The organism is Mycobacterium conspicuum, from assembly GCF_010730195.1.
In the GTDB taxonomy this organism is placed as follows: domain Bacteria; phylum Actinomycetota; class Actinomycetes; order Mycobacteriales; family Mycobacteriaceae; genus Mycobacterium; species Mycobacterium conspicuum.
Window position 1 is genome coordinate 541,241 of sequence record NZ_AP022613.1, and the last position, 26,589, is coordinate 567,829.

Sequence of the window (26,589 nt, forward strand, 5' to 3'; positions counted from 1 at the left end):
TCGATCAGCGCCCCGAGGCCGCGGTCGCCGCGGCCTGCAGTCGCAGCCGCAGCCCACTCGCCCGAATGGCGCGACGCTGCAGCGCGGCGCGCACTTCGTCCTCGGAGCCGACCACCCGAACCTTCACCCTGGCCCGGGTCACGGCGGTGTAGAGCAGCTCCCGGGTGAGCAGTCGCGAATCCTGCGGCGGCATCAGCACCGTGACCTCGCCGGCCTGGCTGCCCTGGCTCTTGTGGATCGTCATCGCGTGCATGGTCTGGATTTCGGCCAGGCGGCTGGTCGCGAAGTTGAGCAGCCCGCCGGCGCCGGCGATGACGGCCCGCAAGCCGTCGGGTCCGGCGACCACCACACCGGTGTCGCCGTTGTAGATGCGCAGCCCATAGTCGTTGGCCGTCACCAACAACGGCCTGCCGGCATACCACTCCAGCGACGGCGGCTGGCCGGTCTCCTCCGAAAGCCAGCGCTGCACCTGCCGGTTCCAGTGCGACGCGCCGTGGGGCCCCTGACGGTGCGCGCATAACAGTCGGTGCTCGTCGAGGATCGTCAGCGCCTGCCCCGCGTCACCGAGCACCGCGGCCTCGCGCACGCGCAGGGCGTGCGGAACCAGCACCTCGCGCAGCCGCTCGCCGGGGTGATCGTCATCGATCCACTCGACATGCTCACCGCCGGTCCGCAACACTTCGACGACGCGGTCGGCGTCGCCGATCCGGATCGCTTCCGCCAGCGCGCCAATCGACTCGCCGAACCGATACCTGGTGTGCAGGGCGGCGACACACACCTCGTCGCGCGCGGTCAGGCCTTCCACCAAGTCGGCCAGCACCGCGCCGGCCTCCACCGAGGCCAGCTGGTCGGGATCGCCCACCAGGATCAGTCGGCTGTCCGGCCGCACCGCTTCCAGCAGCCGGGCCATCATCGTCAGCGACACCATCGACGTCTCGTCGACCACGATGACATCGTGTGGGAGCCGATTGCCCCGATTGTGCTTGAACCGCACCGACGTATCCGGTCGAGGACCCAGCAGCCGGTGTAGCGTGGTCGCGCGCAGACCCGCCACCCGGGCCGCATCGTCCGGAGCGAGCTGCTCGACCTCGGCGGCCACCGCCTCGGTCAACCTCGCGGCCGCCTTGCCGGTGGGAGCGGCCAGCGCGATCCGGGGGCGCGGTGCGCCGACGACTTCGGCGCGCTCGACCAACAGCGCCAACAGCCTCGCGACGGTGTGGGTCTTGCCGGTTCCCGGCCCCCCGGTCAGCACGGTCACCGCCTGCGACAGCGCGATGTCGGCGGCCGCGCGCTGTTCGTCATGGTCCTGCGGGAAAAGCCGACCGTAGCTTGGCAATTCGACCGCCGCGGAACTGGTCTTGAGCGCGAGCAGGTCGGTGCACACCTGTTCCTCCTCGAGCCAGTAGCGGTCCAGGTACACCAGCTCGCCGAGCAACCGCAGCACCGGGGGCGACCCGAGCAACGGGCTGGCCCGCACGGCGGCCAGCCACTCGTCGGCAGCGGGCCAAGGGAGGTCGGCCTCGTGCGTCGCGGCGATCTGCGCTTGGGCCTGCCGCAGGTCCACGCACACCGAACCGCCGCGCAGCGCACGCACCACCAGCGCGACGGCGAGCGCCACCCGCTCGTCCGGTTCGCCGACGAGCTCCGTAAGACGTTGTGCCACATGGACATCGGCGGCTTCGAAGATGTCGGCATCGCTGAAGGTCCGCAGCAGTCCTTCGGCGGCGATCGCTTGCAGCGTCACGCGGCCACCCGCCCCGCATCGAGCAGATCCGACAACGCCACGATCAGGGCCGGCGGTGGCTGCCAACTGAACACCCCGCACGGGTGCCCGTCGACCATCGGTGTGTCCGCGCCGCACATGCCGCGCACAAACAGATAGAGGACTCCGCCGAGGTGCCGGTCGGGATCGTAATCGGTTACCCGCCAACGCAAGAACCGGTGCAGCACGGCGCTGTACAGCAGGGCCTGCAGCGGATAGTCCGAATGCAGCATCGCCTCGACCAGCCGCGACCGGTTGTAGTCGGCGGCGCTCAGAGCTCGCTGCGGGTCACCGAGCCAGTTCGTCTTGTAGTCCACCACCAGGTATCGATGCCCGGATCCGTCGCGCACCCGCAACACGGCGTCGATCGAGCCGGTGAGGTATCCGCGCAGCGACTGGTCGCCGAGCGCCCGGCCGGTCAACCGGTCGGCATACGGCGCCATCGCATCGTCGGCCGGTAGGTGCTCGCGCAGCAATCGCCCCACATCCGCCAGATGGCCGTCGACGGCGACCGAACTTAGGTCGCCACCGGCCAACGGCAACTCAAAGTCCAATTCGCGCAACCGATCCCGTAGGCCGATCTGCCGCAGCGTCAAACCGTCGGCCAGGGGGCCCAGCGGAGTGTCATGCATCGGTACCATCGCCGCGGCCAGCACCTCCGGTGCCACGTCGACCGGCCACCACACCGAGTGCTGACGGATCTGCGACTCCAACTCGGTGGCCAGATCGGCGGCGAGCGGATCGGCCGTCTCCAGAACGGCGTGGACCAGCGTGCCGAACTTCGCGCCCGTCGGCAGATCCGCCATCGGTGACGGCAGATCCGGTTTGGATGCGGCGTCCGGCAACAGAATCTCGGCTGCCTCGTCATCCAGCTCGGTGGTCTCGGGCTCGCTGCTCACCCCCGAGCCCGCTGACGCCGCCGAAGCCGCCGAAGAAGTCTCGGCAACGCGGATCAGGCCCGAGTACGAGGTGCGCCGCCACTCCGTGTCGATGGTGCGGTGAAAGTGGCGGCTCTCGAGATCCGTCGGCACCGGTTGTGGCGGCACCGCGCGAGGCGCCGCGACTACCGAGTCCTCCAGCACCGGGCCACCGGCGGCCTCCCACTCCCGCAACCGGGCCATCGCGTCGTCGTCGGAGATCTTCGCGGGCACAACGACATCGGGCACCACCGCCTCGCGCGGCCGACGACCGCGCAGCAGCCGCGACAGCCCGCCGTTGGGTTCGTCGCGGGCCGGTGACCACCACGCCACCACCTGCGACTGCGCCCGGGTCATCGCCACGTAGGTCAGCCGACTGTCGTCGCTGGCGTCCTCCGCGCGGCCCTGTGCCTGCACAGCCCGGAAGTTCGGACCGTCCTTGCCGCCGATATACAGGCAGCGTTGATCGTTTTCGTCGTGAAACAGCACGACGTCGCGCTCCTGGACATTGCGGTTGAACGCGAACGGCAGATACACGATCGGGAATTGCAGACCCTTGCTGACGTACACCGTCATGACCTGCACGGCGGCGGCGTCGCTGTCCAACCGCCGGTTGCGTTCGGTGGCGCCGCTGCGTTCGTCGCGTTGCCTGCGCAGCCAATCACGCAGCGCGGGCAGGCTGTAATGCTCGCGGTGCGCTTCCTCCTGGAGCAGTTGGGTGATGTGCGCCAGGTCGGTCATGTGACGCTCGCCGCCGTGGACGGATAGCAGGCGATCGCCCATGCCACGCAGCTGCGCGGCCTCGAAGATCGCCGCGACGCCACGTTCGCGCGCGTGGCCGGCCCATTCGCGCAACGTCTCGGCGACCCGGTCGGTCAGTTCATCACCGCCCGCCGCAAGCGATTCCGCGGTCTCGCCGAAGAACATGGTCGCCGCGGCGGCGCGCACCATGCCCGGGCGGTGGGGTTGGTCGAACGCCTCCAGCAGACACAGCCAATCCGCGGCGGCGTCCGAGCCGAACACATCGGATTCGCCGGTGTAGACGGCCGGTATGCCGGCGTCGCAGAGGGCATTGAAGCAGGCTGCGCCATCCCGGTGCTTTTCCACGATCACGGCGATGTCGCGTGCCTGCAGGGGCTTGCCGTCGAAGGTCGCGTCACTGGCCAGCAGCGCGCCGATGTCGGCGGCGAGGTCGGCGCCGATGTGCGCCCGAAGCTCGTCGATCGGCAAGTTGGCGGTGCCGCTGCGGCCCAAGGTCGCGCGCCGCACCACGCGCAACCGGAACGGATCGTTGTGCGGCGCACCGGCAAGCCGGTGGCCCCGGTGGTGGGCCTCGACCTCGTCCACGACGATCGCGGCATCGCCGAGTTGCGCGCCACGCAGCACCACCTGCAGCCGATCGACGAGCGCGGAATCGGTGCGCCAGTTGGTAGCCAGCGTCATCCTTTCGCCCGCGCTGTCGGCCGCCTGCAGGTACGTCACGATGTCGCCGCCGCGGAACGCATAGATGGCCTGCTTGGGATCGCCGATCAGAATCACGGTGCAGCACCCGCTGAACGCACGGTCGATGACCCGCCATTGCACGGGGTCGGTGTCCTGGAATTCGTCGACCATCACGATCGGCCAACGTTGATGCATGCGCATCCGCGCGGGGGAGTCGTCGGCGTCCAGCGCATCGGCCAGTCGGATCAGCAGGTCGTCATAGCTGAGCACCCCCAGGCGTCGCTTGCGGGTATCCAGTTCGGCGAGAACGGCTTTCGCGAAATCGACACGCACGGCGGCCGGCGATCCGGGCTCCGCGTCGTGGGGCCGCAGCTCCGTCGACGGGTTGTTGACCACCTCGCGCGCCACCCGCAGCGCGTCAGGATACGACAGCACCGGATCGTCGCGCTCCTGCCCGAAGTGGGCCAGGTACAGATCGTCCACGATCTCGGCGACCAGCTCGTCGAGGCTTTCCAGCAACGTCGTACTCGCGGCGGTATCACCGGCCACCCCGAGCGAACGCAACACCAGCTGGCAGAACTGGTGCGTGGTGGCGATCGTCGCCGCGTCGAAGCCGGCCTGCGCGTCGCGGAGCCGGCGCTTGCGTTCCTCGCGCTCGGCGTCGCTGCCCTCGATCAGGTGCTGCACCAACTGGTTGTCGCCGGCGACCGCCGAGTCGTCGAAAGCCCTTACGGCTTGCACGATTTGGGCGCGGACGCGCTCTCTCAGCTCCTGGCTGGCCGCCCGGGAGAACGTGATCAGCAACATCTGGTCCAGCGTCGCCTCGCCCTCGGCGATGTATCGGGTCACCAGACCGGCCAGCGCGAACGTCTTGCCGGTGCCCGCACTGGCCTGCAGCACCGTGGTGGACCGCCGAGCGGGCAGCGGTCCCAGCAGATCGAAGCGCTGCATTAAGACGGCTTCCTCTCCGCGCGCAGCATCGGTAGCCACAGCCGCGCCGAGTAGGCGCCGAGCCGGTTGTCTTCGCCGTCGTACGCCTCGCCCGGGCGCAGCGCTTGCATGAGGTCGGCCAGCCGCGCGTTCTTACCCCAGGCCCGCACGTGAGCCGGCTCTTCATCCTCCCATTTCCAACGGAACTGCGCCTCGCGTATCGGATCGTCACCGCAGTGCCGCGCCGCCGCCCACGCGTAGGATGTCTTGACGGGCAACGGAAGTGGCTCGCGGCGTCCAGCGTCGTAAATCTTCACCAACTCGCGCAGCAGCACGGCGGCGCCTTCGTCCGGCCGGCCCAGCCCCTCCACCCGCGGTGTGGTGCCCCGCTTGGGGCGCCCGATGCATACCGCCGACCAGTCGCGGTTTCGATCGTGAGCGATCAACGCAAGCAACGGAATCCACGACTCGAGCAGGTGCTTGCCGTCCAGCTTGGAATAGGTGACCGAGACCAGCCGATCGCCGTACACCGGCGACACCGTGCCGGTGAGCCGGCGCCCGCCGCCCAGGTCGATGTCCACGTCATACGCCCGCGCCTGGGTCCGCCGGTATTGCTGGGCGGCCTTGGCCAACAGGGTGGCCTGCTCGCGAATCTCGTTGGCGCGGCGCCAACCCAGCTGGCCGGGCGGCAGCGTGCCGCGCCGCCACTCGGCCTGCCGCGCGTCGTCGGGGGTCATGCCGCCCAACATGTCGCGCAGCATCCGGTCGCCGACCGTCCACTCCTCGAGGGCATCGATGTCGACCGGCATGGCGTCCTGCACGCCGTCGACGTCGCGCGGCAGGGTGAACTCCAGCGCGCGGAAGAAGCCCTTCACCGGATCCTTGAGGAACGCGACGAGGTCGGCGAGGATGACGTCGTCGGCGGGCGGGGCGGGCAGCGGGCCGCTGATGAATTCGGGCGGTTCGCCGCGCTGCCCGGCGCTGGCCCGCGCCGCCCGCAGCACGGTCCGATCGAAACTGAACGGAACTTTCGGCACTAACTCGCCGGGGATGACATTGCGAACGTCGAACGGCTGCAACGGATGTTCGACGACGATGCGCTCGCGGACCCGGTCCGGGGTGGTGACGTCGAGCGCGTCCAGCAGTTCGGCCAGGGGCACCGCGGGCGGGCGCGGCTGGCCCGTGTGTTCGTTGGCGCCGGTATAGGTGATCACGAGCTTTTCGGTGGCCGCGCCGATGGCGTCGAGCAGCAATTGCCGGTCCTCCGAACGGATGTCGCGTTCGCCGGTCATCGGGTCGCGGGCGAGCGCGTCGTCGCCGTCGACGACGCTCAGGCGGGGGAACACGCCGTCGTCGAGGCCGACCAGGCAGACCACCCGGTGCGGCACCGAACGCATCGGCACCATGGTGCACACCGTCAGGGTGCCGGTGCGGAAGTTGGCCCGCGTCGGGCGCCCGGCGAGGTGTCGGTCCAGCAGCGCCCGGATGTCCGGCAGCCGCAGCTCGGTGTCGGCCCGCGGGCCGGCATCGGCGATCACTTCGGCGAACTCGCGCTGCATCTGGCTGGCCTGCCAGAGGTCGGCGTCGTCGATGTGCGCCAACAGCGTGATGCCTTCGGTCAAGGACTCCAGCCATTGCCGCAGTGGGCGGGTGCCCGTCAGCGAATCGACCACCCGCTGCAGCCGGTCGACGAATTCGGCGAACTGGCCGGCCAATTGGACGCGGTTGCTGCTGACGTCATCGAGGGGCAGCGTCGAGTCGATCCACGCATTCGAGTCCTCGGACATGGCGACGCCGGCCAGCAACCTGTCGATGCCGAAACGCCACGTGTTGTGCACGAAGTCGACGTGAAACGGCCGCCGGTGCTCGCGGTCGAAGCCCCACCGGATGTTGGCCTGCCGGACCCAGCGGGTGATGTCGTCCACTTCGTCATCGGTGAAACCGAATTTGGCGCGCACGGGCGCGGCCGCGGCGAAGTTGAGCACCTCGCTGGCCGTCACCCTGCCGCCGGCCAGCGCGATCAGCTGCGCGGCCACACCCAGCAGCGGGTTGGTCTGGATCAGTGAGCGGTCCGCCAGCCGCACCCGCAATCGGTGCGCGGGATGCGCGCCGTGCACCACGTCGCCGAGCCCGAAGTCGGCGACGATCAGCGGCGCGTAGGTCTCGATGTCGGGGCACATCACCAGGATGTCGCGCGGCTCCAGCGTCGGATCGTCCTGCAGCAGACCCAGCAACACCTCGCGCAGCACGTCGACCTGGCGGGCCGGACCGTGGCAGTTGTGTATCTGCACCGAGCGGTCATCGGCGGCGAGCGTACGGCCTTGCGGCCGAACCACATTGGCGGCGATGTCGGACTGCAACCAGCCGAGCAGCGTGTCGGGGTGCTGGGCACCGGGCAAATACTCGTCGGTGTGCACATCCGTGGGCAGCCCGCGCTGAAGCTCGCGCAGGTCTCGCCCCAGGGTCGCCAGCAGGGGATGGCTCACCGCACGGTGGCTGGTGTCGGCGCGGCGGGGGATCGCGCCGCGCAGGTCGGCGAGCGCCCGCCACAGCTCGTCGCTGGGGTGCGGCAGCCACAGATGCAGCTCGTGGTGCGTGGCCAACGCGTCGAGCAGCTGCACGTCGGTGCACGCCAGCCGGGTGTGGCCGAACAGCGACAACCGTGGCGGCAGGTCGGCCGGGCCCTCTCGCAGCCGGGCGACGGCCTTTTCGTGGCGGATGTGTGGGGGATCGGCCGGCACGGCGGCGACCAGCGCCCGCCACAGTTCGGGCTGCCAGGCCAGGTCGCCGTCGAGGTCGCCGGGCCTGCCTTCCAGCCAGTCGACGACTAGCTGCGGCCGCTGCCGCACGTAGGAGGCGAACAGCCCGGCCAGCCGGCGGGCGACCGCGTAGCGCCGGCCCTTGCGCAGCTCGGCCTCGTCGGCGTCGATGTCGAAGTGGCCCAAATGTTTTGCCAGCGCTGCACACCACGGCTCGTCGAGGCTGCAGTCGATCACATCCAGCAGCGGCCACGTCATCGCCTCCGGCGACCACGGGTCCTCATCCGCGGTCCCGGTAATTTCGGCGATCAGCGACCCGGGACTGCGGAACACCACCCCCGCGCACACCCCGTCGCGGCTGCCGTGCCCGCACCCGAGGACGTGCGAAAGCCGCTGGCTCAGCCAGCGTTCCACGCCGCGGGCGGGCACCAGGACCAGCTCCTCGGCAAACGGGTCGGGCAGCGGTGTGGCCAGCAGGGCGCCGAGGCCGTCGGCCAGCAGGTCGGTCCGCTCCGCACGGTGAAGATGAAGCGCCATTGCGGGCCACCCTAGACGGTCCGACCGACACCGGTGGCACGATGGTTTGTGACTTCAGGAGGGCAAGTGGAAACTTGGGACGCGATCCGTGCCCGACGCAACGTTCGCCAGTACACGCCGGAGCCGGTTTCCAAAGCTGATCTGGACCGCATCGCCGAGGCGGGATGGCGCGCACCTTCGGCGAAAAACCGCCAGCCGTGGGACTTTGTCATCGTCACCGACCCGGCCCAGCTGCGGGAGCTCTCGACGGTGTGGCGCGGCGCGGGTCACATCGCCAAGGCGCCGGCGGCGATCGTCCTGGTGGTCCCGGTCCCGCCGGACGAGCGCAGGCTGGTGACCGACAACTACGACGTCGGTCAGGCGACGATGGCGATGATGATCGCGGCGACCGACCTGGGCATCGGGACGGGGCATTCGTCGGTGGGGGACCAGGACAAGGCGCGCGCCATCCTGGGTGTGCCCGACGACCACCTGGTGGCCTTCATGCTCGGCGTCGGATATCCCGCCGATCGCCCACTGCGCCCCATCCGCAACCCGGATCGGCGCCCGTTCGATGAGGTCGTCCACCGCGGCCGGTGGTGACTCGGTGTCCGAGCATCGCGGCGAGTACGGGTACGACGGGTCTTTCCACACCGTCTCGGCGGGAACGCAGCTGGCGGTCGTGGGCGCGGGATCGGCCGCCCTGTTGGCGGGGGCGGGCATCAGCCTCGCGCGCGGTAACCGGGTGGCGGCGACGCTGGCGGCGGGGTCGGCCGTCGAAATCATCGCGACGGCGGCCTGGTACATCTACGCGACGCGATCCGGCAAATTCCGGGTGTGGGACGGGGTTCTCGACGACCTGGCGCTGCGCGGCGACGAAACCCTGCTCGACCTGGGGTGTGGGCGCGGCGCCGTCCTGCTCGCCGCGGCCAAGCGGTTGCCGCGGGGTCGCGCGATCGGCGTCGATCTGTGGCAGGCCGACCAGACCGACAACTCCCCGCAGTCCACGCTGTCCAACGCCGAACGCGAAGGCGTGACCGAGCGCGTCGAACTGCACACCGCCGACATGACGGCCCTGCCGTTGCCCGACGAAAGCGTCGACGTCATCGTCAGCAACCTTGCCATCCACAACATTCCGACCCGCGTAGGTCGCCGCCTGGCTTTGGATCAGGCCGTTCGTGTGCTGCGCCCGGGCGGGCGCTTGGCCATCGCCGACCTGTGGGAGACCCGCCAGCACGAGCAGCGGTTGCGCGAGCTGGGCTGGTGCAATGTTCGGCGTCGCAACCTCGGTTGGCGGATGTGGTACGGCGGCCCCTGGTTTTCCACCCGGTTGGTGACGGCCACCAAGCCGATGTGAGGCCGGGCGCGAAAACCCTTTCGGCGCAACACTTTCGCGACACGGAGCGCCGTCGATAAAGCCCAGGCAGCGAGTCAGGCCGACAACGGTTCGCCCCGCACCTCGATCCGCGTGGTGCATGCTGGGGCGATGAACAGAAACGAGATCACCGAACAGATCGTCGTTGCTCGCCTGGCCAAGGGTCTGAGCTGGCGGCAGCTGGCCGACGCCATCGACAGGCCGGTGGTGTGGACCACGGCGGCGTTGCTGGGCCAACACCCGATACCCGCCGAACTCGGCAAGGTCCTGGTCGACCTGCTCGGTCTCGATGATGCGGTGATACCGCTGCTTGCCGCGCCGCCCATGCGCGGCGGGCTGCCCACTGCCGTTCCCACCGACCCGACCATTTACCGCTTCTACGAAGCGCTTCAGGTGTATGGCCCTGCCATCAAGGAACTGATCCACGAGCAGTTCGGCGACGGCATCATGAGCGCGATCAACTTCAGCGTCGACGTGCAGAAGAAGCCGCATCCGTCGGGTGATCGCATCGTGGTGACCTTCGATGGCAAGTTCCTTCCGTATGACTGGGTATGACTGCATCTGTGCCGAGGCATAAGCAATGAAGGACGAGCAGCCAAAACCCTTGGATCTCGTGCTGTCCGGTGGCGGCGTCAAGGGCATCGGCCTGGTGGGGGCGGTGGTCGCGCTCTTGGATGCCGGGTATTCGGTCAAGCGGGTGTCCGGCGTGTCAGCCGGATCGCTCGTCGGGTCGATTTTGGCGGCCTCGTCGAACGGGAATCAGCTCACCACGGACGAGATCAAAGAAATTGCGCTTACCCTGCCGTACCACAAGTTTCGCGACCGCGGCGCCATCGGACGAGTCCCGATGGTCGGCAAGGCGTGGGGCTTGCTGCGTGAGACCGGCATGTATCGCGGGGATTTTGCGCACGCCTGGATCCGCAGCGAACTGAAGAACTTGGGCGTCACCACATTCGGCGACCTGGCCCTCGACGACGAGCTGTTGATCGAGCAGCGCCGCTACCGGCTGGTGGTCACCGTCGCCGATGTGACGCGGGGTCAGTTGGTGCGGTTGCCGTGGGATTATCGGCGGGTCTATGGGCTCGATCCCGACGACCAGCCGGTGGCCGACGCGGTGCGCGCGTCGATGGCGATCCCGTTTTACTTTCGACCGGTCGAGCTGACCAGCGCCAACGGGATAACCTCCACCCTGGTCGACGGGGGCGTGCTGTCGAACTTTCCGATCGACTCGTTCGACCGGCCCGATCGCCGGCGGCCGCGCTGGCCCACCTTCGGCGTGACCGTGCTGCCAAACCTGCCCGAAGGCAACGACCAGTTGATCCCGGCGTTGGGCGCGCTGCGTCGTCTTGGGCCGCCGTCGCTGCTGGAAAAGTTGATCACCACCATGTTCGTCGGTCACGATCAGACCCACCTCAACCAGCCGTGGGTGAGTGCGCGCGCCATTCGGGTCGACTCGACATCGGTGAACTTTCTCGACTTCAGCATCGGTCGGCAAGACGCCGAGATGCTCTACCAAAAGGGGTACGTCGCGGCCCAGGAGTTCGTGTCGACCTGGGACTGGGAGGAGTATTTGCAGCGGTTTCGGCGGTTCGACTAGCTGGCCAGTACCTGCGGCGAGAGTTCCTTGAGCATGGCGTTGGCCCAGCGCATCTGGCGCAGCGTCTCCGGGTGACAGCGCGCAGCCAGGCTGAGCAGCTCTTCATCCTTGGCGGCCTGCGCGCCCTGCGACAGCAGTTCCCAATCCAGCGATGCGCCCGCGGCCAGCCGGTGTATCCGACGCAGGTCGGCGAGCAGCAGCAGCCCAGGTTCCGGGCGGCGGCGCAGCAGGCCACTCAGTCGCGATTGGACGGGCCCCGTCATCGCGGCGGTGCGCGGCTTGCCCGACAGGCGCAGACCGTAGTGACGGCCGTGGTCGGCCAGCTCGGCGAGGTGGTGCTGCGACCAGCCGGCCAAATCGAGCGCCAGGTGGTGGATGTCCTGGTCGCTGTGGTGACGCGCGGCCATCACGTTGAGTTCGTGCGCCAGTTTACGTTCGGAGCGGTGCAGCTCACGGATCGCCAGTTTGAGTTTCATGCCTGGGCTCCCGCGGCCGCCGGCGCCCCGGCGCCGTTCGAATGTTCCTTGTGCCCTGGGCTTTTCGGCATTTTCCGCAGGCGGGCGGCGCCCGTTTTGAAGATCGGTTGTTTGGATACCGGGTCCCAGTCGGTCAGCGTGAGCTCGTTTCCCGCGCGCCGGTGTGCCGTGCCGTCGGTGTCCCAGTAGCCGTAGTGGAAGGGCACGAACAGCACGCCGTCGCGGATCCCGTTGACGCGGACGGGACACGTGACGCTGCCCCGTGGCGCAGTCACCTCGACGATATCGCCATCCTTGATCTCCAGGCGCTGGGCGTCCCGTTGCGACACTTCGACCCACACCTCCGGTGCGGCCTGCTGAAGTTGTTGTGCCCGAGCGGTTTTCGTACGTGTGTGGAAGTGGTAGACGGTGCGTCCGGTGATCAACGCGAAGGGGTAGTCGGCGCTGGGTCGCTCATGTGGGGGAACGAACTCGGCGGCCTTGATGATGGCCTTGCCGAACGGGTTCATCGCACGGTACTCGGTGGGCTCCAGCGGGGCGCCGGTGATCAGGTCCTTGCCGTAGGCCTCGCAGTAGTCGGGCGCCGCCCAGAATTTCGCATCGGCGCAAAGTCGTTCGGTCCCATCGGGATGTTCGGCGTTGCAAGGCCATTGGATGCCGCTGCCGCCGCGCAGCTTGTCATACGTCAGGCCCGTGTAATCGCACGGGCGGCCGGCGCTGCACTTCTTCCACGCTTCGAACGCCGACTCGGGGTCGGTCCAGGGTGGGAACGGTTGGCCGTCCTTGTCGCGAAAGTCCATCCGTCGCGCGTAGTCGAGGAAGATGTCCAGGTCCGAGCGCGCGAAACCCGGTGGCTCGACGGCCTTTTCGGACAGATGCACGGTGCGGTCGGCATTGGTGAAGGTACCGGTCTTCTCACCCCACGCCGCGGCGGGCAACACCACGTCGGCCAGCGCGGCGGTCTCGGTCATGAAGATGTCTTGCACCACCAGGAACAGCCGCTCCTGGGACAGGATGTCGCGGATGCGGGACAACTCGGGCAGCGACACCGCCGGATTGGTGGCGGTGACCCACAACATGCGCAGCGTTCCCTCCTCGGCGAAGCGGAACATCTGCATCGCGTGCGTGGGCGGCGCATAGTGCGGAATCTGCAGCGGCTCAAGGTTCCACAGGTCGGCCAGCTCGGCGATGTGGCCGTCGTTGGACCAGTTCCGGAAGCCGGCCAGGTCGCCGTCGGCGCCGCATTCCCGCGTGTTCTCCGCGGTCGGCTGCCCGTTCATCTGCAGCACTCCGCAGCCGGGTTTGCCGAGCATGCCGCGCAGCAGATGAATGTTGTTGACCTGCACCGCCGCCGCGGTGGCCTGATGCGACTGGTAGAAGCCCTGCAACACCGTCGACAACAACCGTTCGGCGGTGCCGATCAGGCGCGCCGCCTGCCGAATGTCGTCGGCGTCGACGCCGCAGATCTCGGCGGCCCGCTCGGGCGGGAACTCCCCGACCCGCTTGCGTAGCTCGTCGAAACCGACGGTGTTGGCGTCGATGTAGTCGTGGTCGATCCAGTCATGGGCGATGATCTCGTGCAGCAGCCCATTCATCAGGGCCACATTGGTGCCCGGCAGCGGCGCCAGGTGCACGGTGGCGTGCCGTGCCACCGGCGTGAGCCTGGGGTCGACGCACACGATCGCCGGCGGCGCGGCACCGGCCAGCCGATCCAGCATCCGCGCCCACAGCACCGTCTGGGTCTCGGCGACGTTGTGTCCGAACAGCGCGATGACGTCGGCGTGGTCGACGTCGGTGTAGGAACCCGGCTGCCCGTCGCAGCCGAACGATTCCTTCAGGGCCTCGGCTGCCGTCGCTGTGCACAGGCGGGTGTTTCCGTCGACGTGGTTGGTGCCGATCGCGCCGTGGGCGATCGCTCCTTGCGTGTAGTAGGCCTCGAGGAACAGCTGCCCGGAGGTATAGAAGCCGATCGAGCTGGGCCCCTGGGTGTCGAGCAATTCCCGGCTGCGCGTGACGATCCGTTCCATGGCGGAGTCCCAGTCGCAGGGGTGGAGTTCGTCGCCGACTCGGATCAGCGGGGTGGTAAGCCGGTCCGTCGAGGCGTTGGCCTGCCAACCGAACATGTCCTTGGGGTCCAGGCGCCCGCGGTTGACCCGGTCGACGTCACGGCCGCGGACGCCGACGATCCGCCCGTCCTTGACGGCGATGTCCAACCCGTCGCCGTTGGAGTGCAAGACCGCGGCCGATTGCACCCATTTGTCCACCGACGCGGCGGTGATTCCGTCGGCGAGGAACTCGTCGACGCGTGGTGGCCACGGCTCACCCGGTGCGTACGGCGTCCGCGGCCCCCACGGGTCCGCGATGCGGTCTGTTGACACCATGTCGGAAGGCCTACCCGCGGCGGCACGCCCGAAACCCCAGCGCTCACGGCATCGTCACAGGCCGAATTCGGCTTCAATCCCGTCGATTCCGGCGCGGATGGCTTTCAGCGCGTCGGCGCGTGCCCGCAACTTGGTCGCGGCGTGGGCATGTTGGTGCAGGCCGGCGAATTCGCGCGCGGCCTCTTCGGCGCGACTGAGGACCATCTCCGGCAGCACTATCTCGTCGACGAAGCCGGCGGCCAGCGCGGTTTCCCCGAAGAACGTCTTGGCGAGTCCGGTGGCCTGCTGGTAGGCCGAGGGCGTCAGGCGCAGCTTCATGATCTCCAGGGCGGCGTAGGGGATGGTCATGCCGATCGCCACTTCGTTGGCCTGAATGTTGTACGCGTGGGCGGCCACTCGGTGGTCACCGGATGACAGCAGGAACGCCCCCATCGCGATGGCCGGACCGGTGCACGCCATCACCACCGGCTTGGGGTAGGACAACAGCCGATACGCCAACTCGAACCCGCCCCTGAGCATGTCGATCGCCGGCTGCACCTCGCCCGACGTCAATACCTTCAGATCGAAGCCGCCGCTGAAGACCCGCTCGTTGCCGGTGATCACCAGCGCGCCGACGTCGTCACGGTCGGCGTTGTCGATCGCCTCGTTGAGGGCCTGCTGCATCGTCGGGCCCAGCGCGTTGACCTTGCCGTCGTCCATCCTGATGACCGCGATGGATTCGTTGTGGCGGTAGGTCACCGGGCCGCTCATGGTTGCTCCTTCGCAGTACTGGCAGGCCCGTTGATTGAATCAGACCCGCTGGCTGTGATGCTTACCCAGTTCGCTTTCGGCGTTACCCCAGCGCAGGCTGACATCGGTGGGTTCTTCGAGCTGGCGAGTGCGCCACCTGTCCTGGGTCTCGGCCACGGCGCGGTTGATTCGATCGATTTCGGCGCGGAACACCTCGGGACGCGTTTCCTTGCTGGCGTAGTGGAAGTAGGTCAGCAGGCTGCGCAGCAACTCCAGCTTCTGCTTTTCCCTCTTCGCCAGGTCGTGGTTCGTCATCAACTCGATGCGCTGGACGGGCGGCAGGGCGTTCCAGTCCAACACCACCTTGGTCTGCAGCACGGGCCGCTCACGGTTCCAGAACCGCCACCCGCGCGGCTGTTCGGGGCGGTCGCAGTAGAGCACGCTGCCGGTGAACCGGGACTCGATGCCGTTCCCGAGTTCGGCGCGGTCGAGTGCCGAATCCCACACCATTCGCCACTCCTGGCCGGGCGCCAGTACCGGTAATCCGGCGGGAAGTTTCAGTTCGCCGATATCGGCGTAGCCGTCGGCGGCATTTTCGTATTCGGCCACCGTCGGCGGATTCTGAAACGAAAAACGGATATCGTGCGCCGCGGTTTGGCCGAAATTCCGGACCACCAGTTCGATGACATGCCAATCGGCGGCGTGCGGCTCCATCAGCATGGCGACATGCGGCCGGGTCCGCTCCGCGGCCAGCCTGCGGTTGCGTTTGATTTGCGCGTTCGCGAAGACCAGTGCGACCACACCCAGCGCAAGCGCCCCCCACGCCGCCCACGCCAGCCAGGTGCCGGACCCCACTTCCGTGACCCGGTGCCAGCTGTCCTGGATCCACCCCATTGAATCCGTCCCCCCTACATCGCGGCGATCCGGCGGCTCAGCCGCCCATCAACATGCGCCACTGGTCGAGATTAGAGGCGCGATACACATAATTCGAACGCTTGACCTCCGACAGCGACGCACTCGGTTCGACCGAATACCAATGCCCGGGAAATACCGTCGGGTCCCCGGGAAGCTGGGCAAGCTGGTGCAGGCTGCGGTACATCTCGTCGGAGTCGCCGCCGGGAAAGTCGGTGCGTCCGCAGCCTTCCAGGAACAGCGTGTCGCCGGCGACCAGTCGGCCGTCGAGCAGAAAGCACTGGCTGCCCGGTGTGTGGCCCGGCGTGTGCAGCAGCTCGATTTCGATGTCGCCGACGCTGATCTTGTCGCGATGCTCATGGGCGGTCAGGTCGTCGAGGCCGATCCCGGTGACCCGCGAAACCCAAAGCGCCTCATGGGTATTCACGTGCACCGGCACGGCTTTTCGCTCGAGCAGGTCGGCCAGTCCCGCCAGCTCGAAGCCCATCATCGACCCGCCCACGTGGTCCGGGTGGTGATGGGTCACCAGCACCCCGGACAACCGCATGCCGTCCTCCTCGATCGCGTCGAGAAGATCGCCGGCCGCGTAGGCGGGATCGACCACGACGCAGTCGCCGGTCTCACGGTCGCCGATCAGGTAGGCGAAGTTGCGCATTTGCATGGCGAACCCGTCGCCGGCGGCGAAGTCGCGGCCGGAGAGCAGTTGGCGGAAGTACAGGCGGTCCTCTGACACGTGACCAGACTAGGGTTCGTCCAAGGCTCGTCCAAAACTCGTCCCAGCCTTCGGCAGGTTGGGTTTGAATCCACTGGGTATTGCTGGTCCATGCCGAAAACGGTCGCGATCGAGATTGACGACGACCTGCTCCAAGCGGTGATCCGCAGATACCGTCTGCTTGGTCGCGAACAAGCCGTCCACCTCGCGCTGCGCTGCCTGCTGGACTCCTCCGACGGCGAACACCTCCCCGAGGAAGACGAGTACGACCAGTTCAGCGACCTCGCGGCGTTGCGCCGCCGGCCACGGGCCGACACCGAGTGAGGCCTAGTGGTTTGGTGGCGTTGCGGGCCAGGCTGTAACCTCTTTTAGGCCCGCGAAAGAGACCCGCACGACTGGTCGCTACGGGTGAACGGCCCCCTTAGCTCAGTCGGTAGAGCGTTTCCATGGTAAGGAAAAGGTCAACGGTTCGATTCCGTTAGGGGGCTCGGCTGACGCCGAGCAGGCTGGCGGCGCGTACCCGAGGCGATGTAGCTCAGTCGGTTAGAGCGAACGACTCATAATCGTTAGGTCGCCGGTTCGAGTCCGGCCATCGCTACAACCCAATACACGAGATAAGACCGAGAAAGAACACCCATGGCTTCCAGTACCGATGTGCGGCCGAAGATCACTCTGGCATGCGAGGAGTGCAAGCACCGCAACTACATCACCAAGAAGAACCGGCGCAACGACCCCGACCGGATGGAGCTGAAGAAGTTCTGCCCTAATTGCGGCAAGCACCAGCCCCACCGTGAGACACGCTAGCGATTCCAGTTCATTCAGAGCATCTGCTCAGATCTGACTAGGTAGGTTCTAGACCCGTGGGATTGGCCACCGACATCGTCGGGATGCACTACCGATATCCCGACTATTACGAGGTCGAGCGCGAAAAGATCCGCGAGTACGCCGTTGCGGTGCAAAACGACGACGCCGTGTTCTTCTCCGAGGACGCCTCGGCCGAGCTCGGCTACAAGGGGTTGTTGTCCCCGCTGACGTTCATCTGCGTGTTCGGTTACAAGGCGCAGTTGGCGTTCTTCAAGCACGCCGGCATTGAGGTGACCGAAGAGCAGATCGTCCAGGTCGACCAGACGCTGAAATTCAAGCAGCCGATCGTGGCGGGCGACAAGCTGTACTGCGACGTGTGGGTGGATTCGACCCGCGTGGCGCACGGTACCCAGCTCATCGTGACCAAGAACATCGTCACCAACGAAGCGGGTGACGTGGTGCAGGAGTGCTACACGACCCTGGCGGGCCGTGCGAGCGAGGATGGTGAAGAAGGGTTTTCGCATGCCATTGCGTGAGTTCAGTTCGGTGAAGGTCGGGGACACGCTCCCGGAGCGAACCTATCCGCTCACTCGGCAAGATCTGGTGAACTACGCGGGGGTCTCCGGCGACCTGAACCCGATCCATTGGGACGACGACATCGCCAAGGTGATCGGACTGGACACCGCGATCGCCCACGGCATGCTGACGATGGGCATCGGCGGCGGCTACGTGACCGCGTGGGTCGGCGACCCTGGCGCCGTCACCGAGTACAACGTGAGGTTCACCGCCCCGGTGCCGGTGCCCAACGATGGAAAGGGCACCGAGCTCGTGTTCAGCGGCCGGGTGAAGTCCGTCGACCCGGAGAGCAAGTCGGTGACGATCGCCCTGACCGCCACCGCGGGCGGTAAGAAGATTTTTGGGCGGGCCATCGCCGCTGCCAAACTGGCTTGAGCTGACCGGAGGGGCTCCATGGCGCTCAAAACCGACATCCGGGGCATGATCTGGCGATACCCGGACTACTTCATCGTCGGCCGCGAACAACTTCGTGAGTATGCTCGAGCGGTCAAATGCGACCACCCGGCGTTCTTCGACGAGGCCGCCGCCAGCGCACTCGGCCATGACGCGATCGTGGCTCCGATTACTTTTGTGTCGATCCTGGCCAAGTATGTCCAGGTTGACTTCTTTCGGCACGTGGACATCGGCATGGAGAACTTGGTGATCGTGCAGGTCGACCAGCGGTTCGAGTATTTCAAGCCGATTGTGGCCGGGGACAAACTGTGGGCGCGGATGGAGATCGAGTCGGTGGACGAGCGTTTCGGCGCCGACATCGTGGTGACCAGGAACATCTGTACCAACGACGACGGTGAGGTCGTGTTCGAGGCGGGCACCACCCTGATGGGTCAGCAGAGCGACGGCGAGGGAGCGGCCAAGCTCAGGTGGGACAGCGAAACCGGGCAGGTCGTCAGAACGGCATAATCGGTATCGGATTTCCTGCGTATGAGGGGAATCGAGTACACTCGGACCTCGGGGTTTTCCCGGCATCAGCGCGCTTTCCGTGAGTCTGAAGATCAGCGGGAGCGCGCGCTTCATGTAAGCCCCGGTAGGTAAGCGTAGGTTGGCCTGCCAACCGCGAAGGGGCGTAGCTCAACTGGCAGAGCAGCGGTCTCCAAAACCGCAGGTTGCAGGTTCAAGTCCTGTCGCCCCTGCAGACGGCGAAACGTGTAATGGTGGACACTGAGCGTTAGTGTCCGGTCAGCAGAACAAAGGAGCACGCGGTGAGCGACGAAGGCGACGTTGCCGACGACGCTGCCAGCGACGGCGGCCAAGCCGAGGACAGCGGCGGGCGGACAGCGGTGGTGACCAAGTCGGTCACCCGACCGCAGCGTCCGACCGGCAAGCGGTCGCGGCAGAAAGCGACCTCGGATGCCGGGGAAGCGTCGACCGAGGTGGGGGACGGCAAGGAGGACTCGGGCGGCAAGAAGGCCGGCAAGGCTGCCGGCGCTAAAGAGGCCGCTAAAGCGGGTAAGGCCGGCACGAAGCCCAAAAAGCCGAAGAAGGCCGGCGCTCGCTCGGCGAATCCGTTCCTGTTCGTCTACACGTACCTCAAGCAGGTCGTTGCCGAGATGCGGAAGGTCATTTGGCCGAACCGCAAACAGATGCTTACCTACACCTCGGTGGTGCTGGCATTTCTGGCCTTCATGGTGGCGCTGGTCGGCCTGGCCGATCTGGGCCTCACCAAGCTGGTGATGCTGGTGTTCGGCTGAGGTTTGAGAAAGACAGAGAGGACAGACAACCGTGACTACCTTCGACGGTGACCCGTCCGCGGGTGAGGCGGTGGACGTGCAGGACGCTGACACCGACTCGGGAAGCGAGACGGTCGCCGAGGTCGATGAGGTTTCTGAGGTCGCTGAGGCCGAGCCGGCGCAGGAGCCGGCCGAAGACGTTGATCCCGCCACCGCGCTCAAGGCCGAGCTGCGCAAGAAGCCCGGCGACTGGTACGTCGTGCACTCCTACGCGGGGTACGAGAACAAGGTAAAGGCCAACCTCGAGACCCGCGTGCAGAACCTCGACGTCGGCGACTACATCTTCCAGGTCGAGGTGCCCACCGAAGAGGTCACCGAGATCAAGAACGGTCAGCGCAAGCAGGTCAACCGCAAGGTGCTGCCCGGCTACATCCTGGTCCGGATGGACCTGACCGACGACTCGTGGGCCGCCGTCCGCAACACCCCCGGCGTCACCGGCTTCGTCGGTGCGACGTCTCGCCCGTCAGCGCTGGCGCTGGACGATGTGGTGAAGTTCTTGCTGCCGCCGGGCGCGGCGAAGAAGGCCGCCAAGGGTGCGGCCGCTGCCACCGCGACCGCCGAGCCGGGCGGCCTGGAACGTCCGGTTGTCGAGGTCGACTACGAGGTCGGCGAATCGGTGACGGTCATGGACGGGCCGTTCGCCACGCTGCCGGCCACCATCAACGAGGTCAACGCCGAACAGCAGAAGCTCAAGGTGCTGGTGTCGATCTTCGGCCGCGAAACCCCAGTGGAATTGACCTTCACCCAGGTCTCCAAGATTTAGCAACCTTTAGGAAGGAACACCGACCCTCATGGCCCCGAAGAAGAAAGTCACCGGGCTGATCAAGCTGCAGATCGTGGCGGGGCAGGCCAACCCTGCGCCGCCCGTCGGACCCGCGCTAGGCCAGCACGGCGTCAACATCATGGAGTTCTGCAAGGCCTACAACGCCGCGACGGAGAACCAGCGCGGCAACGTCATCCCGGTGGAGATCACGGTCTACGAGGACCGCAGCTTCACGTTCGCGCTCAAGACCCCGCCGGCCGCCAAGCTGCTCCTGAAGGCCGCCGGGGTGGGCAAGGGCTCCGCCGAGCCGCACAAGACCAAGGTCGCCAAGGTCACCTGGGATCAGGTCCGCGAAATCGCCGAGACGAAGAAGACCGACCTCAACGCCAATGACATCGACGCGGCCGCCAAGATCATCGCCGGCACCGCCCGGTCCATGGGCATCACCGTCGAATAGCACCGCACAGCCCCCAGACGTGGGAGGGCCAGCTTCGGCCCGCTTGTCAACCACGACCCAACAACGATTGGACGGATCGAATGAGCAAGAACAGCAAGGCATTCCGCGCGGCCGCCGAGAAGATCGACCGCGACAATCTCTACACCCCGCTGGAGGCGGCCAAGCTCGCCAAGGAGACGTCGTCGACCAAGCAGGACGCGACCGTCGAGGTGGCTATCCGGCTCGGCGTCGACCCCCGCAAGGCGGACCAGATGGTCCGGGGCACGGTTAACCTGCCGCACGGCACCGGCAAGACGGCACGCGTCGCTGTGTTCGCGGTCGGCGAGAAGGCCGATGCCGCCGTCGCCGCTGGAGCTGACGTTGTCGGCAGTGACGACCTGATCGAGAAGATTCAGGGCGGCTGGCTGGAATTCGACGCGGCGATCGCGACCCCTGACCAGATGGCCAAGGTCGGTCGCATCGCCCGTGTGCTCGGCCCGCGCGGCCTGATGCCGAACCCCAAGACCGGCACCGTGACCCCCGACGTCGCCAAGGCCGTGTCCGACATCAAGGGCGGCAAGATCAACTTCCGGGTGGACAAGCAGGCCAACCTGCACTTCGTCATCGGCAAGGCGTCGTTCGACGAGAAGAACCTGGCGGAGAACTACGGCGCCGCGCTCGACGAGGTGCTGCGGCTCAAGCCGTCGTCATCGAAGGGCCGCTACCTGAAGAAGATCACGATCTCGACGACGACGGGCCCGGGCATCCCGGTCGACCCGTCGATCACCCGCCACTTCGCCGACGCCTAGGGTGCGCGACGCGCCCTAAGGTCGGTGTTCGACCCTGATCCCGGGCACCCCAGCCCAAATCGCATCAGCCGCGCGCCGGCATGCTCTAATCGACGGGTTCGAGCGGGGCCTGCCTGGCTTTGAGGGCGCTGCAAGTGGCTGATCTGCGATGTGGAGCGAAAAGGATGCGCGTCGCCCAGACGCCGCACGGTATGAAATCGGCGGAGTTTGCCCACGCGGCAATGACGGCCGCGCTGATGGGTGCGATCGCGGTGGTATCGATCGTGATTCCGGGCGCGGTGGTGTTCGCGTGGCTGGGAGCCGTACCAATGGGCGTGCTGAGCTATCGGCACCGGGTTCGGGTGGCTTTCGCGGCCTTTGTCGCTGCCAGCCTGATCAGCTTTCTCGTCGCTGGATTTGGCGGGTTGGTGTCGGCATTGACGAGCGCGTACATGGGCGCGATCAGCGGACAGGTAAGGCGGCATGGTCGTGGCGTCGCCACCATGCTCGCGGTCGCGGCTACCTGGGGTGTGGTGGCAGCGACGATCTGCGTCGGATTGTTCGCGGCCCTGGCTCATCTGCGGGCAGCAGTCATCGGCGCCGTCGCGGCCAACGTCGGCGGGTTCGCGACCCTGGTGCAGGGAATTCCGGTGATCGGTGCCGCAGGCCGCGAGCTCAATCAGGCGGTCGAGATCTGGCTGCTGCACTGGCCGATCTTCTTCGAGATCTCGGTGTGGCTGATCGTGGTGTTCGGCACGTCGTTCGGGTGGGGAGTCCTTACTCCGGTGTTGCGGCGCATCGAGGAGGTCACCGATCTTTCGCTCGACGGTAGCTTGTCTGCCATCGACGACATCGGCCCGCCCGGGCCGTTGCCGGTAGCGCTTACCGATGTGAGCTATCGATATCCGGGCGCCGACCATGACGCGCTGCCCCCGGTAAGCCTTTCCGTCGACTTCGGGGAGCACGTGGCCGTGACGGGTGCCAACGGCTCTGGCAAATCCACCCTGATGCGCATCCTGGCCGGAAGCACGCCGACCGGCGGAACAGTCGAGCGGCCCGGCGGGGTCGGGCTCGGTCAGGTGGGTGGCACGGCGTTGGTGCTTCAGCATCCCGAGAGTCAGGTATTGGGACTTAGGATTGCCGACGACGTCGTCTGGGGGCTGCCCCATGACCGACAGGTCGACATTGACGGCCTGCTGAACGAAGTCGGTCTTGGCGGCATGGGTGATCGAGACACCGCCGGTCTGTCCGGTGGAGAACTTCAACGCCTCGCCGTCGCATCGGCCCTTGCCCGCCAGCCGGCGATGCTCGTCGCCGATGAAGTGACCACGATGGTCGATCAGGAAGGCCGCAACGCCGTCATCAGCGTCCTCGACAGGCTGACCCAGCACCACCGCCTCGGCCTCGTGCACATTACCCACTATCCCGGCGAGGCGGCGTCCGCAGATCGAACGGTCCGGCTTGGCCCAGACTGGCGCCGCGCTGCCACGGCTGCACCGAAGACACCAGAGTCTGTCCGAGACGAAAGACCAAGCCCGACAACAGTTCTCGATGTCAGGAACGTCTCCTTCGACTATGCGCAGGGGACCGTGTGGGCCCGCCCGGCGTTGCGAAACATCTCGTTCTCCGTATCGTCCGGAGACGGGTTATTGCTGTGCGGCGGTAACGGTTCGGGGAAATCCACCTTGGCATGGATCATGGCCGGTCTTCTCGCCCCCACCGCGGGTGAATGCCTGCTGGACGGGCTTCCAAGCTCGCGGCAAGTGGGCGCGGTGGCGCTGTGCTTTCAGGCGGCGCGGCTGCAGTTGCTACGCGGACAGGCCGGTGCCGCGATTGCCGCGCTCGCCGGCTTCTCTAGCAGCGACAGCCGGAAGATTCAGCGGGCCTTGGCATCGGTTGGCCTGGATTCCGATATTGCGGGCGCACTTATCGACCGGCTCAGCGGCGGCCAGCTGCGGCGCGTCGACCTGGCCGGACTGCTTGCCCGTTCCCCTCGCCTGCTGATTCTCGACGAACCACTGGCCGGGCTCGACCTGGACGCGCAAACCGATCTGATCGAACTGCTGATGAATATTCGGGCACAGGGACAGACCATCATCGTGATATCCCACGACGTGGGCAGCCTTTCTCCGCTATGCCCCCGCACGATCCGGCTCGCACATGGAGCGCTGGTTTCGCCGGGACGAGAGAAGCAATTGTGAGCGACGTAGCGAAGCCTCGCTGGCGGGGTCGGCCAGTGCGGCGACGTCCGTTGATGCTGATGCGGCCGGTGCCGGGACCCTCGCCCATCCACAATCTTTGGGCAGGAACGAAACTCGTCGTTGTCCTGGCGATCTCGGTGCTGCTGACCATTTCTCCGTCATGGCAGGCGATCGGGCTGGCGGCTCTGCTCATCCTCCTCGCGGCGGCACTCGCTCACATCCCATACACCTGCATTCCCTCGGTGCCGCGCTGGGTCTGGGTCGTCGTCGTGGCGGGCAGCCTGTTCACGATCGTCAACGGCGGCTCCCCGCAGCTCAAACTCGGATCGGTGACCGTTGGGTTAGGCGGGTTCCTTGAATTCCTCCGTGTCACGTCACTTGGCTTGGTGCTACTGGGCCTTGGCGCGGTGGCCTCGTGGACCACGCAGGTTGCCGAAGTCGCCCCCGCCGTCGCGCGTCTGCTAGGTCCGCTGCGAGTGCTGCGGCTACCGGTAGACGACTGGGCGGTCACCATCGCCCTGGCTTTTCGCATGTATCCGATGCTCGCCGAGGAATTCCGGTTGCTCGGTGCCGCACGCCGGTTGCAGCCTCCGCCGCCGGAAAAGCGTTCACGTAGAGCCGAATTGGTGGATCTTTGCACTGCGGTGATGGTTGTCTCGTTGCGCCGGACCGCCGAGATGGGCGACGCGATCGCCGCCCGCGGCGGCGCAGGCCGCATCGCTGCGCGATCGGATCGGCCAGGGTGGCAGGACGTCCTCGCCATCGCGGTAGTGATCGGGATCTTCGGGCTCACACTCGTTTGCCGCTAAAAATCGAAGAGTTGCCTTTGCAGGCTGCGGCGCGCGGGTTCTGCTACCCGCCGCACTCGGCGATGCGCCGGCGCAGGAAGTCGCGGCCGGGCTCGGATCCGTTGGACTTCAACGCTTCTCGGTACCAGGTGAGCGCCTCGTCGGGTCGTCGGGCCCGGCGCAGCAGATCGGCGCGCACCGTCGCGACAAGACTTGAGCGGGCCAGTCGAGGGTCATGCGCCACCGTGTCGAGCGCCCCTAGTCCCGCGTCCGGTCCGTCCCGAAAGCCAATCGCCAACGCGCGGTTGGCGCGCACCACCGGCGAATCGGTGATCTGCAGCAACCGGTCATAGGCCGCGCAGATGGCGGCCCAGTCCGTCTGCTCCCAGGTCGGTGCCGTGGCGTGCAGCGCGGCGATCACCGCCTGCGGCAGGTAGGGGCCGGTGGATCCCTCCGCCTGCCGCAGTCGGTCCAGGCCGCGGCTGATGCGGCCGCGGTCCCATCGGCGCCGGTCTTGTTCCTCAAGCGGGACCAGCCTCCCGTCGTCGTCCACCCGGGTCACCCGTCGCGAATCATGCAGCAGCACAAGGGCCGCCAACGCGTGTGCCTCCGGCTCCCGCGGCATCAGTGTGCACAGCTCGCCGGCCAGCCGCACCCCTTCGTCGCAGAGTTCGTCGCGGATCGCCGACGGGCCCGCCGTTGACCAATAGCCCTCGGTGAATACCGAGTAGATGCAGCCGAGAACGTGCGGTGTGCGTTCGGGCAGCAGCTCGGCGGGTGGCACCCGCAGCGGGATGTTGGCGTGGCGAACCTTGTTCTTGGCGCGAGTGATTCGCTGGCCGACCGCCGCGTCCGACTGCAGCAGCGCGCGGGCGATCTCGGCGACCGTCAGCCCGGAGACCAAGCGCAGCGTGAGCGCCAGTTGCGACTGTCGGTCCAGGGCCGGGTGCGCGCAGGTGAACATCATCCGCAGCTCGTCGTCGTGGACCGGCTGCGGGTCGCGTTGTTCGGTGCGTGCTCGGATATCGTCCAGCACGGCCGCCAATTCCTTTCCGGGACGGACGGATTCGCGGCGCAACCGATCCAGGGCGCGATTGCGCGCAACCGTAAGCAGCCAGCCGCCCGGGTTGTCGGGAGCTCCGTCGCGGGGCCAGCTGCGCAGCGCTTCGGCGCAGGCCTCCTGGACGGCGTCTTCGGCGACGGACAGGTCGCCGGACCACCGCGCGAGCGCGGCGACGGCCGGGCCCCATTCCCGGCGGAAGACGCCGTCCAGGTTGGTCATTCGGAAATTAGAGCCCCGACATCCCGGCCAGCTGCCTCACCTCGACGATCGAGGCGGGAATCATCGACGCCAGCTTGACGGCCTCGTCACGGTCGTCGGCGGCGAGGAGATAGACGCCCGTCGCGATCTCCGCGCCCTCCACGAACGGCCCGTCGGTAATCAGGGTTTCGCCGTCGCGTACCCGCACGGTCGTCGCTGTGGATCGGTCGTGCAGGGCAGCGCCCCCGATGATGTGGTCACCGGCGGCGGTCGCGAAGTCTCCGTGGCGTGCCGCGACCTGCTCCCACTCCGGGGTGCCCGGCGTATGCGCGGTCGCGGGCGGTTCCAGCAGCAGGGCAAGCCAGTCGTTGCCGGTGAGCTGCCGGGTCGGTTCGCGGAAATGGACCACGGGCCACACTTCCACGGCCCCGAAGGTGGCAAGGGGGACGTCGCGCGCCAATGCCAGCGCCTCGTCCAGGTTTTCCGCCTCGAAGAAGTAGTAGCCGCAGGCCACCTCCGCCGACTCGGCGAAGGGCCCGTCGGTAACCACGGGTGCGTCCGCGCCGCCGCTGATCCGTACCCCGGTCGCCGCCGGTGTCAGGGCGTCTCCGGCGCGAATCGCCGGGCCGGCTTTGGCATGGAAGTTCTGCCACGCTGCCATCGCGGTGGCCGGGTCGTCGGGTGAGCGGTCCTGCTCCTTGCTGATCAACAAGGCGAAGTACTGCATTTTTCGTCA

The 26,589-nt window shown here is 67.2% G+C and carries 25 protein-coding genes and 3 tRNA genes; 18 read left to right on the forward strand and 10 right to left on the reverse strand.

Annotated elements, in window-relative coordinates:
- Nucleotides 1-4: 4 nt before the first annotated feature.
- Genes recD through recC form a run of 3 tightly spaced genes read right to left on the reverse strand, consistent with a single transcriptional unit; the run spans nucleotide 5 to nucleotide 8,348 of the window.
- Nucleotides 5-1,744 carry an exodeoxyribonuclease V subunit alpha gene (gene recD / locus G6N66_RS02575; RefSeq protein ID WP_085233363.1) on the reverse strand — a complete coding sequence of 580 codons (1,740 nt, stop codon included), beginning with the start codon at nucleotides 1,742-1,744 and terminating at the stop codon, nucleotides 5-7.
- Nucleotides 1,741-5,073, reverse strand: a complete 3,333-nt coding sequence (gene recB / locus G6N66_RS02580; RefSeq protein WP_085233364.1) for an exodeoxyribonuclease V subunit beta — start codon at nucleotides 5,071-5,073, stop codon at nucleotides 1,741-1,743. Before recB ends, recD begins: the two co-directional genes overlap by 4 nt.
- Nucleotides 5,073-8,348, reverse strand: a complete 3,276-nt coding sequence (gene recC, locus G6N66_RS02585; protein ID WP_085233365.1) for an exodeoxyribonuclease V subunit gamma — start codon at nucleotides 8,346-8,348, stop codon at nucleotides 5,073-5,075. Before recC ends, recB begins: the two co-directional genes overlap by 1 nt.
- A gap of 66 nt (nucleotides 8,349-8,414) precedes the next feature.
- On the opposite strand from recC, the gene G6N66_RS02590 reads away from it, so the two are divergent.
- From G6N66_RS02590 to G6N66_RS02605, 4 genes are all read left to right on the forward strand, one after another.
- Nucleotides 8,415-8,930, forward strand: a complete 516-nt coding sequence (locus G6N66_RS02590; RefSeq protein WP_085233367.1) for a nitroreductase family protein — start codon at nucleotides 8,415-8,417, stop codon at nucleotides 8,928-8,930.
- Nucleotides 8,902-9,684, forward strand: a complete 783-nt coding sequence (locus G6N66_RS02595) for a class I SAM-dependent methyltransferase (RefSeq protein WP_276012866.1) — start codon at nucleotides 8,902-8,904, stop codon at nucleotides 9,682-9,684. Before G6N66_RS02590 ends, G6N66_RS02595 begins: the two co-directional genes overlap by 29 nt.
- Before the next feature lie 129 nt (nucleotides 9,685-9,813).
- Nucleotides 9,814-10,257, forward strand: coding sequence for a cyanase (gene cynS / locus G6N66_RS02600; protein ID WP_085233368.1), 444 nt, complete (start codon nucleotides 9,814-9,816; stop codon nucleotides 10,255-10,257).
- A 25-nt stretch (nucleotides 10,258-10,282) separates the two neighbouring features.
- Nucleotides 10,283-11,299 (forward strand): patatin-like phospholipase family protein, encoded by a 1,017-nt coding sequence (locus G6N66_RS02605; RefSeq protein WP_085233370.1) that lies wholly within the window; start codon nucleotides 10,283-10,285, stop codon nucleotides 11,297-11,299.
- On the opposite strand, the gene G6N66_RS02610 is transcribed toward G6N66_RS02605, so the two are convergent.
- The 5 genes from G6N66_RS02610 to G6N66_RS02630 are packed head-to-tail and all read right to left on the reverse strand — an operon-like array spanning nucleotide 11,296 to nucleotide 16,530.
- Nucleotides 11,296-11,775 carry a hypothetical protein gene (locus tag G6N66_RS02610; RefSeq protein ID WP_085233372.1) on the reverse strand — a complete coding sequence of 160 codons (480 nt, stop codon included), beginning with the start codon at nucleotides 11,773-11,775 and terminating at the stop codon, nucleotides 11,296-11,298. The genes G6N66_RS02605 and G6N66_RS02610 overlap by 4 nt on opposite strands.
- Nucleotides 11,772-14,153: a molybdopterin oxidoreductase family protein gene (locus G6N66_RS02615; protein WP_085233583.1), complete on the reverse strand. Its 2,382-nt coding sequence runs from the start codon at nucleotides 14,151-14,153 to the stop codon at nucleotides 11,772-11,774. The genes G6N66_RS02610 and G6N66_RS02615 overlap by 4 nt, the downstream gene beginning before the upstream one ends.
- 57 nt (nucleotides 14,154-14,210) lie before the next feature.
- Entirely contained in the window at nucleotides 14,211-14,906 is a 696-nt protein-coding gene (locus G6N66_RS02620; RefSeq protein WP_085233373.1) for a crotonase/enoyl-CoA hydratase family protein, read from the reverse strand.
- Nucleotides 14,907-14,945: 39 nt separating this feature from the next.
- Entirely contained in the window at nucleotides 14,946-15,779 is an 834-nt protein-coding gene (locus G6N66_RS02625) for a hypothetical protein (protein ID WP_085233374.1), read from the reverse strand.
- Between the two features lie 37 nt (nucleotides 15,780-15,816).
- Nucleotides 15,817-16,530: an MBL fold metallo-hydrolase gene (locus tag G6N66_RS02630; protein WP_085233376.1), complete on the reverse strand. Its 714-nt coding sequence runs from the start codon at nucleotides 16,528-16,530 to the stop codon at nucleotides 15,817-15,819.
- Nucleotides 16,531-16,620: 90 nt separating this feature from the next.
- Between G6N66_RS02630 and G6N66_RS02635 the strand changes: the two genes are divergently transcribed.
- The 14 genes from G6N66_RS02635 (at nucleotide 16,621) to G6N66_RS02700 (ending at nucleotide 24,613) form a co-directional block, all read left to right on the forward strand.
- Nucleotides 16,621-16,833, forward strand: a complete 213-nt coding sequence (locus G6N66_RS02635) for a type II toxin-antitoxin system VapB family antitoxin (protein ID WP_085233378.1) — start codon at nucleotides 16,621-16,623, stop codon at nucleotides 16,831-16,833.
- Nucleotides 16,834-16,924: 91 nt separating this feature from the next.
- Nucleotides 16,925-16,997 (forward strand) — tRNA-Thr (locus G6N66_RS02640).
- Between the two features lie 36 nt (nucleotides 16,998-17,033).
- A tRNA-Met gene (locus G6N66_RS02645) sits at nucleotides 17,034-17,107 on the forward strand.
- A 38-nt stretch (nucleotides 17,108-17,145) separates the two neighbouring features.
- A complete protein-coding gene (gene rpmG / locus G6N66_RS02650) occupies nucleotides 17,146-17,313 on the forward strand; it encodes a 50S ribosomal protein L33 (protein WP_085233380.1) in 168 nt (55 codons plus the stop codon).
- 56 nt (nucleotides 17,314-17,369) lie between these two features.
- A complete protein-coding gene (gene hadA / locus G6N66_RS02655; protein WP_085233381.1) occupies nucleotides 17,370-17,849 on the forward strand; it encodes a (3R)-hydroxyacyl-ACP dehydratase subunit HadA in 480 nt (159 codons plus the stop codon).
- A complete protein-coding gene (gene hadB / locus G6N66_RS02660; RefSeq protein WP_085233382.1) occupies nucleotides 17,836-18,264 on the forward strand; it encodes a (3R)-hydroxyacyl-ACP dehydratase subunit HadB in 429 nt (142 codons plus the stop codon). The genes hadA and hadB overlap by 14 nt, the downstream gene beginning before the upstream one ends.
- An 18-nt stretch (nucleotides 18,265-18,282) precedes the next feature.
- Complete coding sequence (gene hadC / locus G6N66_RS02665; RefSeq protein ID WP_085233383.1) at nucleotides 18,283-18,789, forward strand: (3R)-hydroxyacyl-ACP dehydratase subunit HadC; 507 nt, start codon at nucleotides 18,283-18,285, stop codon at nucleotides 18,787-18,789.
- A 157-nt stretch (nucleotides 18,790-18,946) separates the two neighbouring features.
- Nucleotides 18,947-19,019 (forward strand) — tRNA-Trp (locus tag G6N66_RS02670).
- Nucleotides 19,020-19,088: 69 nt separating this feature from the next.
- Nucleotides 19,089-19,577 (forward strand): preprotein translocase subunit SecE, encoded by a 489-nt coding sequence (secE, locus tag G6N66_RS02675; RefSeq protein WP_085233385.1) that lies wholly within the window; start codon nucleotides 19,089-19,091, stop codon nucleotides 19,575-19,577.
- 31 nt (nucleotides 19,578-19,608) lie between these two features.
- Complete coding sequence (nusG, locus tag G6N66_RS02680) at nucleotides 19,609-20,379, forward strand: transcription termination/antitermination protein NusG (protein ID WP_085233387.1); 771 nt, start codon at nucleotides 19,609-19,611, stop codon at nucleotides 20,377-20,379.
- A gap of 28 nt (nucleotides 20,380-20,407) precedes the next feature.
- A complete protein-coding gene (rplK, locus tag G6N66_RS02685; RefSeq protein ID WP_085233388.1) occupies nucleotides 20,408-20,836 on the forward strand; it encodes a 50S ribosomal protein L11 in 429 nt (142 codons plus the stop codon).
- 80 nt (nucleotides 20,837-20,916) lie between these two features.
- Complete coding sequence (gene rplA, locus G6N66_RS02690; RefSeq protein ID WP_085233390.1) at nucleotides 20,917-21,624, forward strand: 50S ribosomal protein L1; 708 nt, start codon at nucleotides 20,917-20,919, stop codon at nucleotides 21,622-21,624.
- Nucleotides 21,625-21,815: 191 nt separating this feature from the next.
- Nucleotides 21,816-23,804: an ABC transporter ATP-binding protein gene (locus tag G6N66_RS02695; RefSeq protein ID WP_085233391.1), complete on the forward strand. Its 1,989-nt coding sequence runs from the start codon at nucleotides 21,816-21,818 to the stop codon at nucleotides 23,802-23,804.
- 53 nt (nucleotides 23,805-23,857) lie between these two features.
- Nucleotides 23,858-24,613: an energy-coupling factor transporter transmembrane component T family protein gene (locus G6N66_RS02700; protein WP_085233393.1), complete on the forward strand. Its 756-nt coding sequence runs from the start codon at nucleotides 23,858-23,860 to the stop codon at nucleotides 24,611-24,613.
- Nucleotides 24,614-24,656: 43 nt separating this feature from the next.
- Here G6N66_RS02700 and G6N66_RS02705 read toward each other — a convergent pair whose 3' ends face one another.
- Both G6N66_RS02705 and G6N66_RS02710 read right to left on the reverse strand, forming a co-directional pair.
- The gene (locus G6N66_RS02705) at nucleotides 24,657-25,874 is read right to left on the reverse strand and encodes an RNA polymerase sigma factor (protein WP_085233394.1); all 1,218 of its coding nucleotides are present in this window, start codon (nucleotides 25,872-25,874) and stop codon (nucleotides 24,657-24,659) included.
- A gap of 7 nt (nucleotides 25,875-25,881) precedes the next feature.
- Nucleotides 25,882-26,580 (reverse strand): YciI family protein, encoded by a 699-nt coding sequence (locus G6N66_RS02710; RefSeq protein ID WP_085233395.1) that lies wholly within the window; start codon nucleotides 26,578-26,580, stop codon nucleotides 25,882-25,884.
- Between the last annotated feature and the right edge of the window lie 9 nt (nucleotides 26,581-26,589).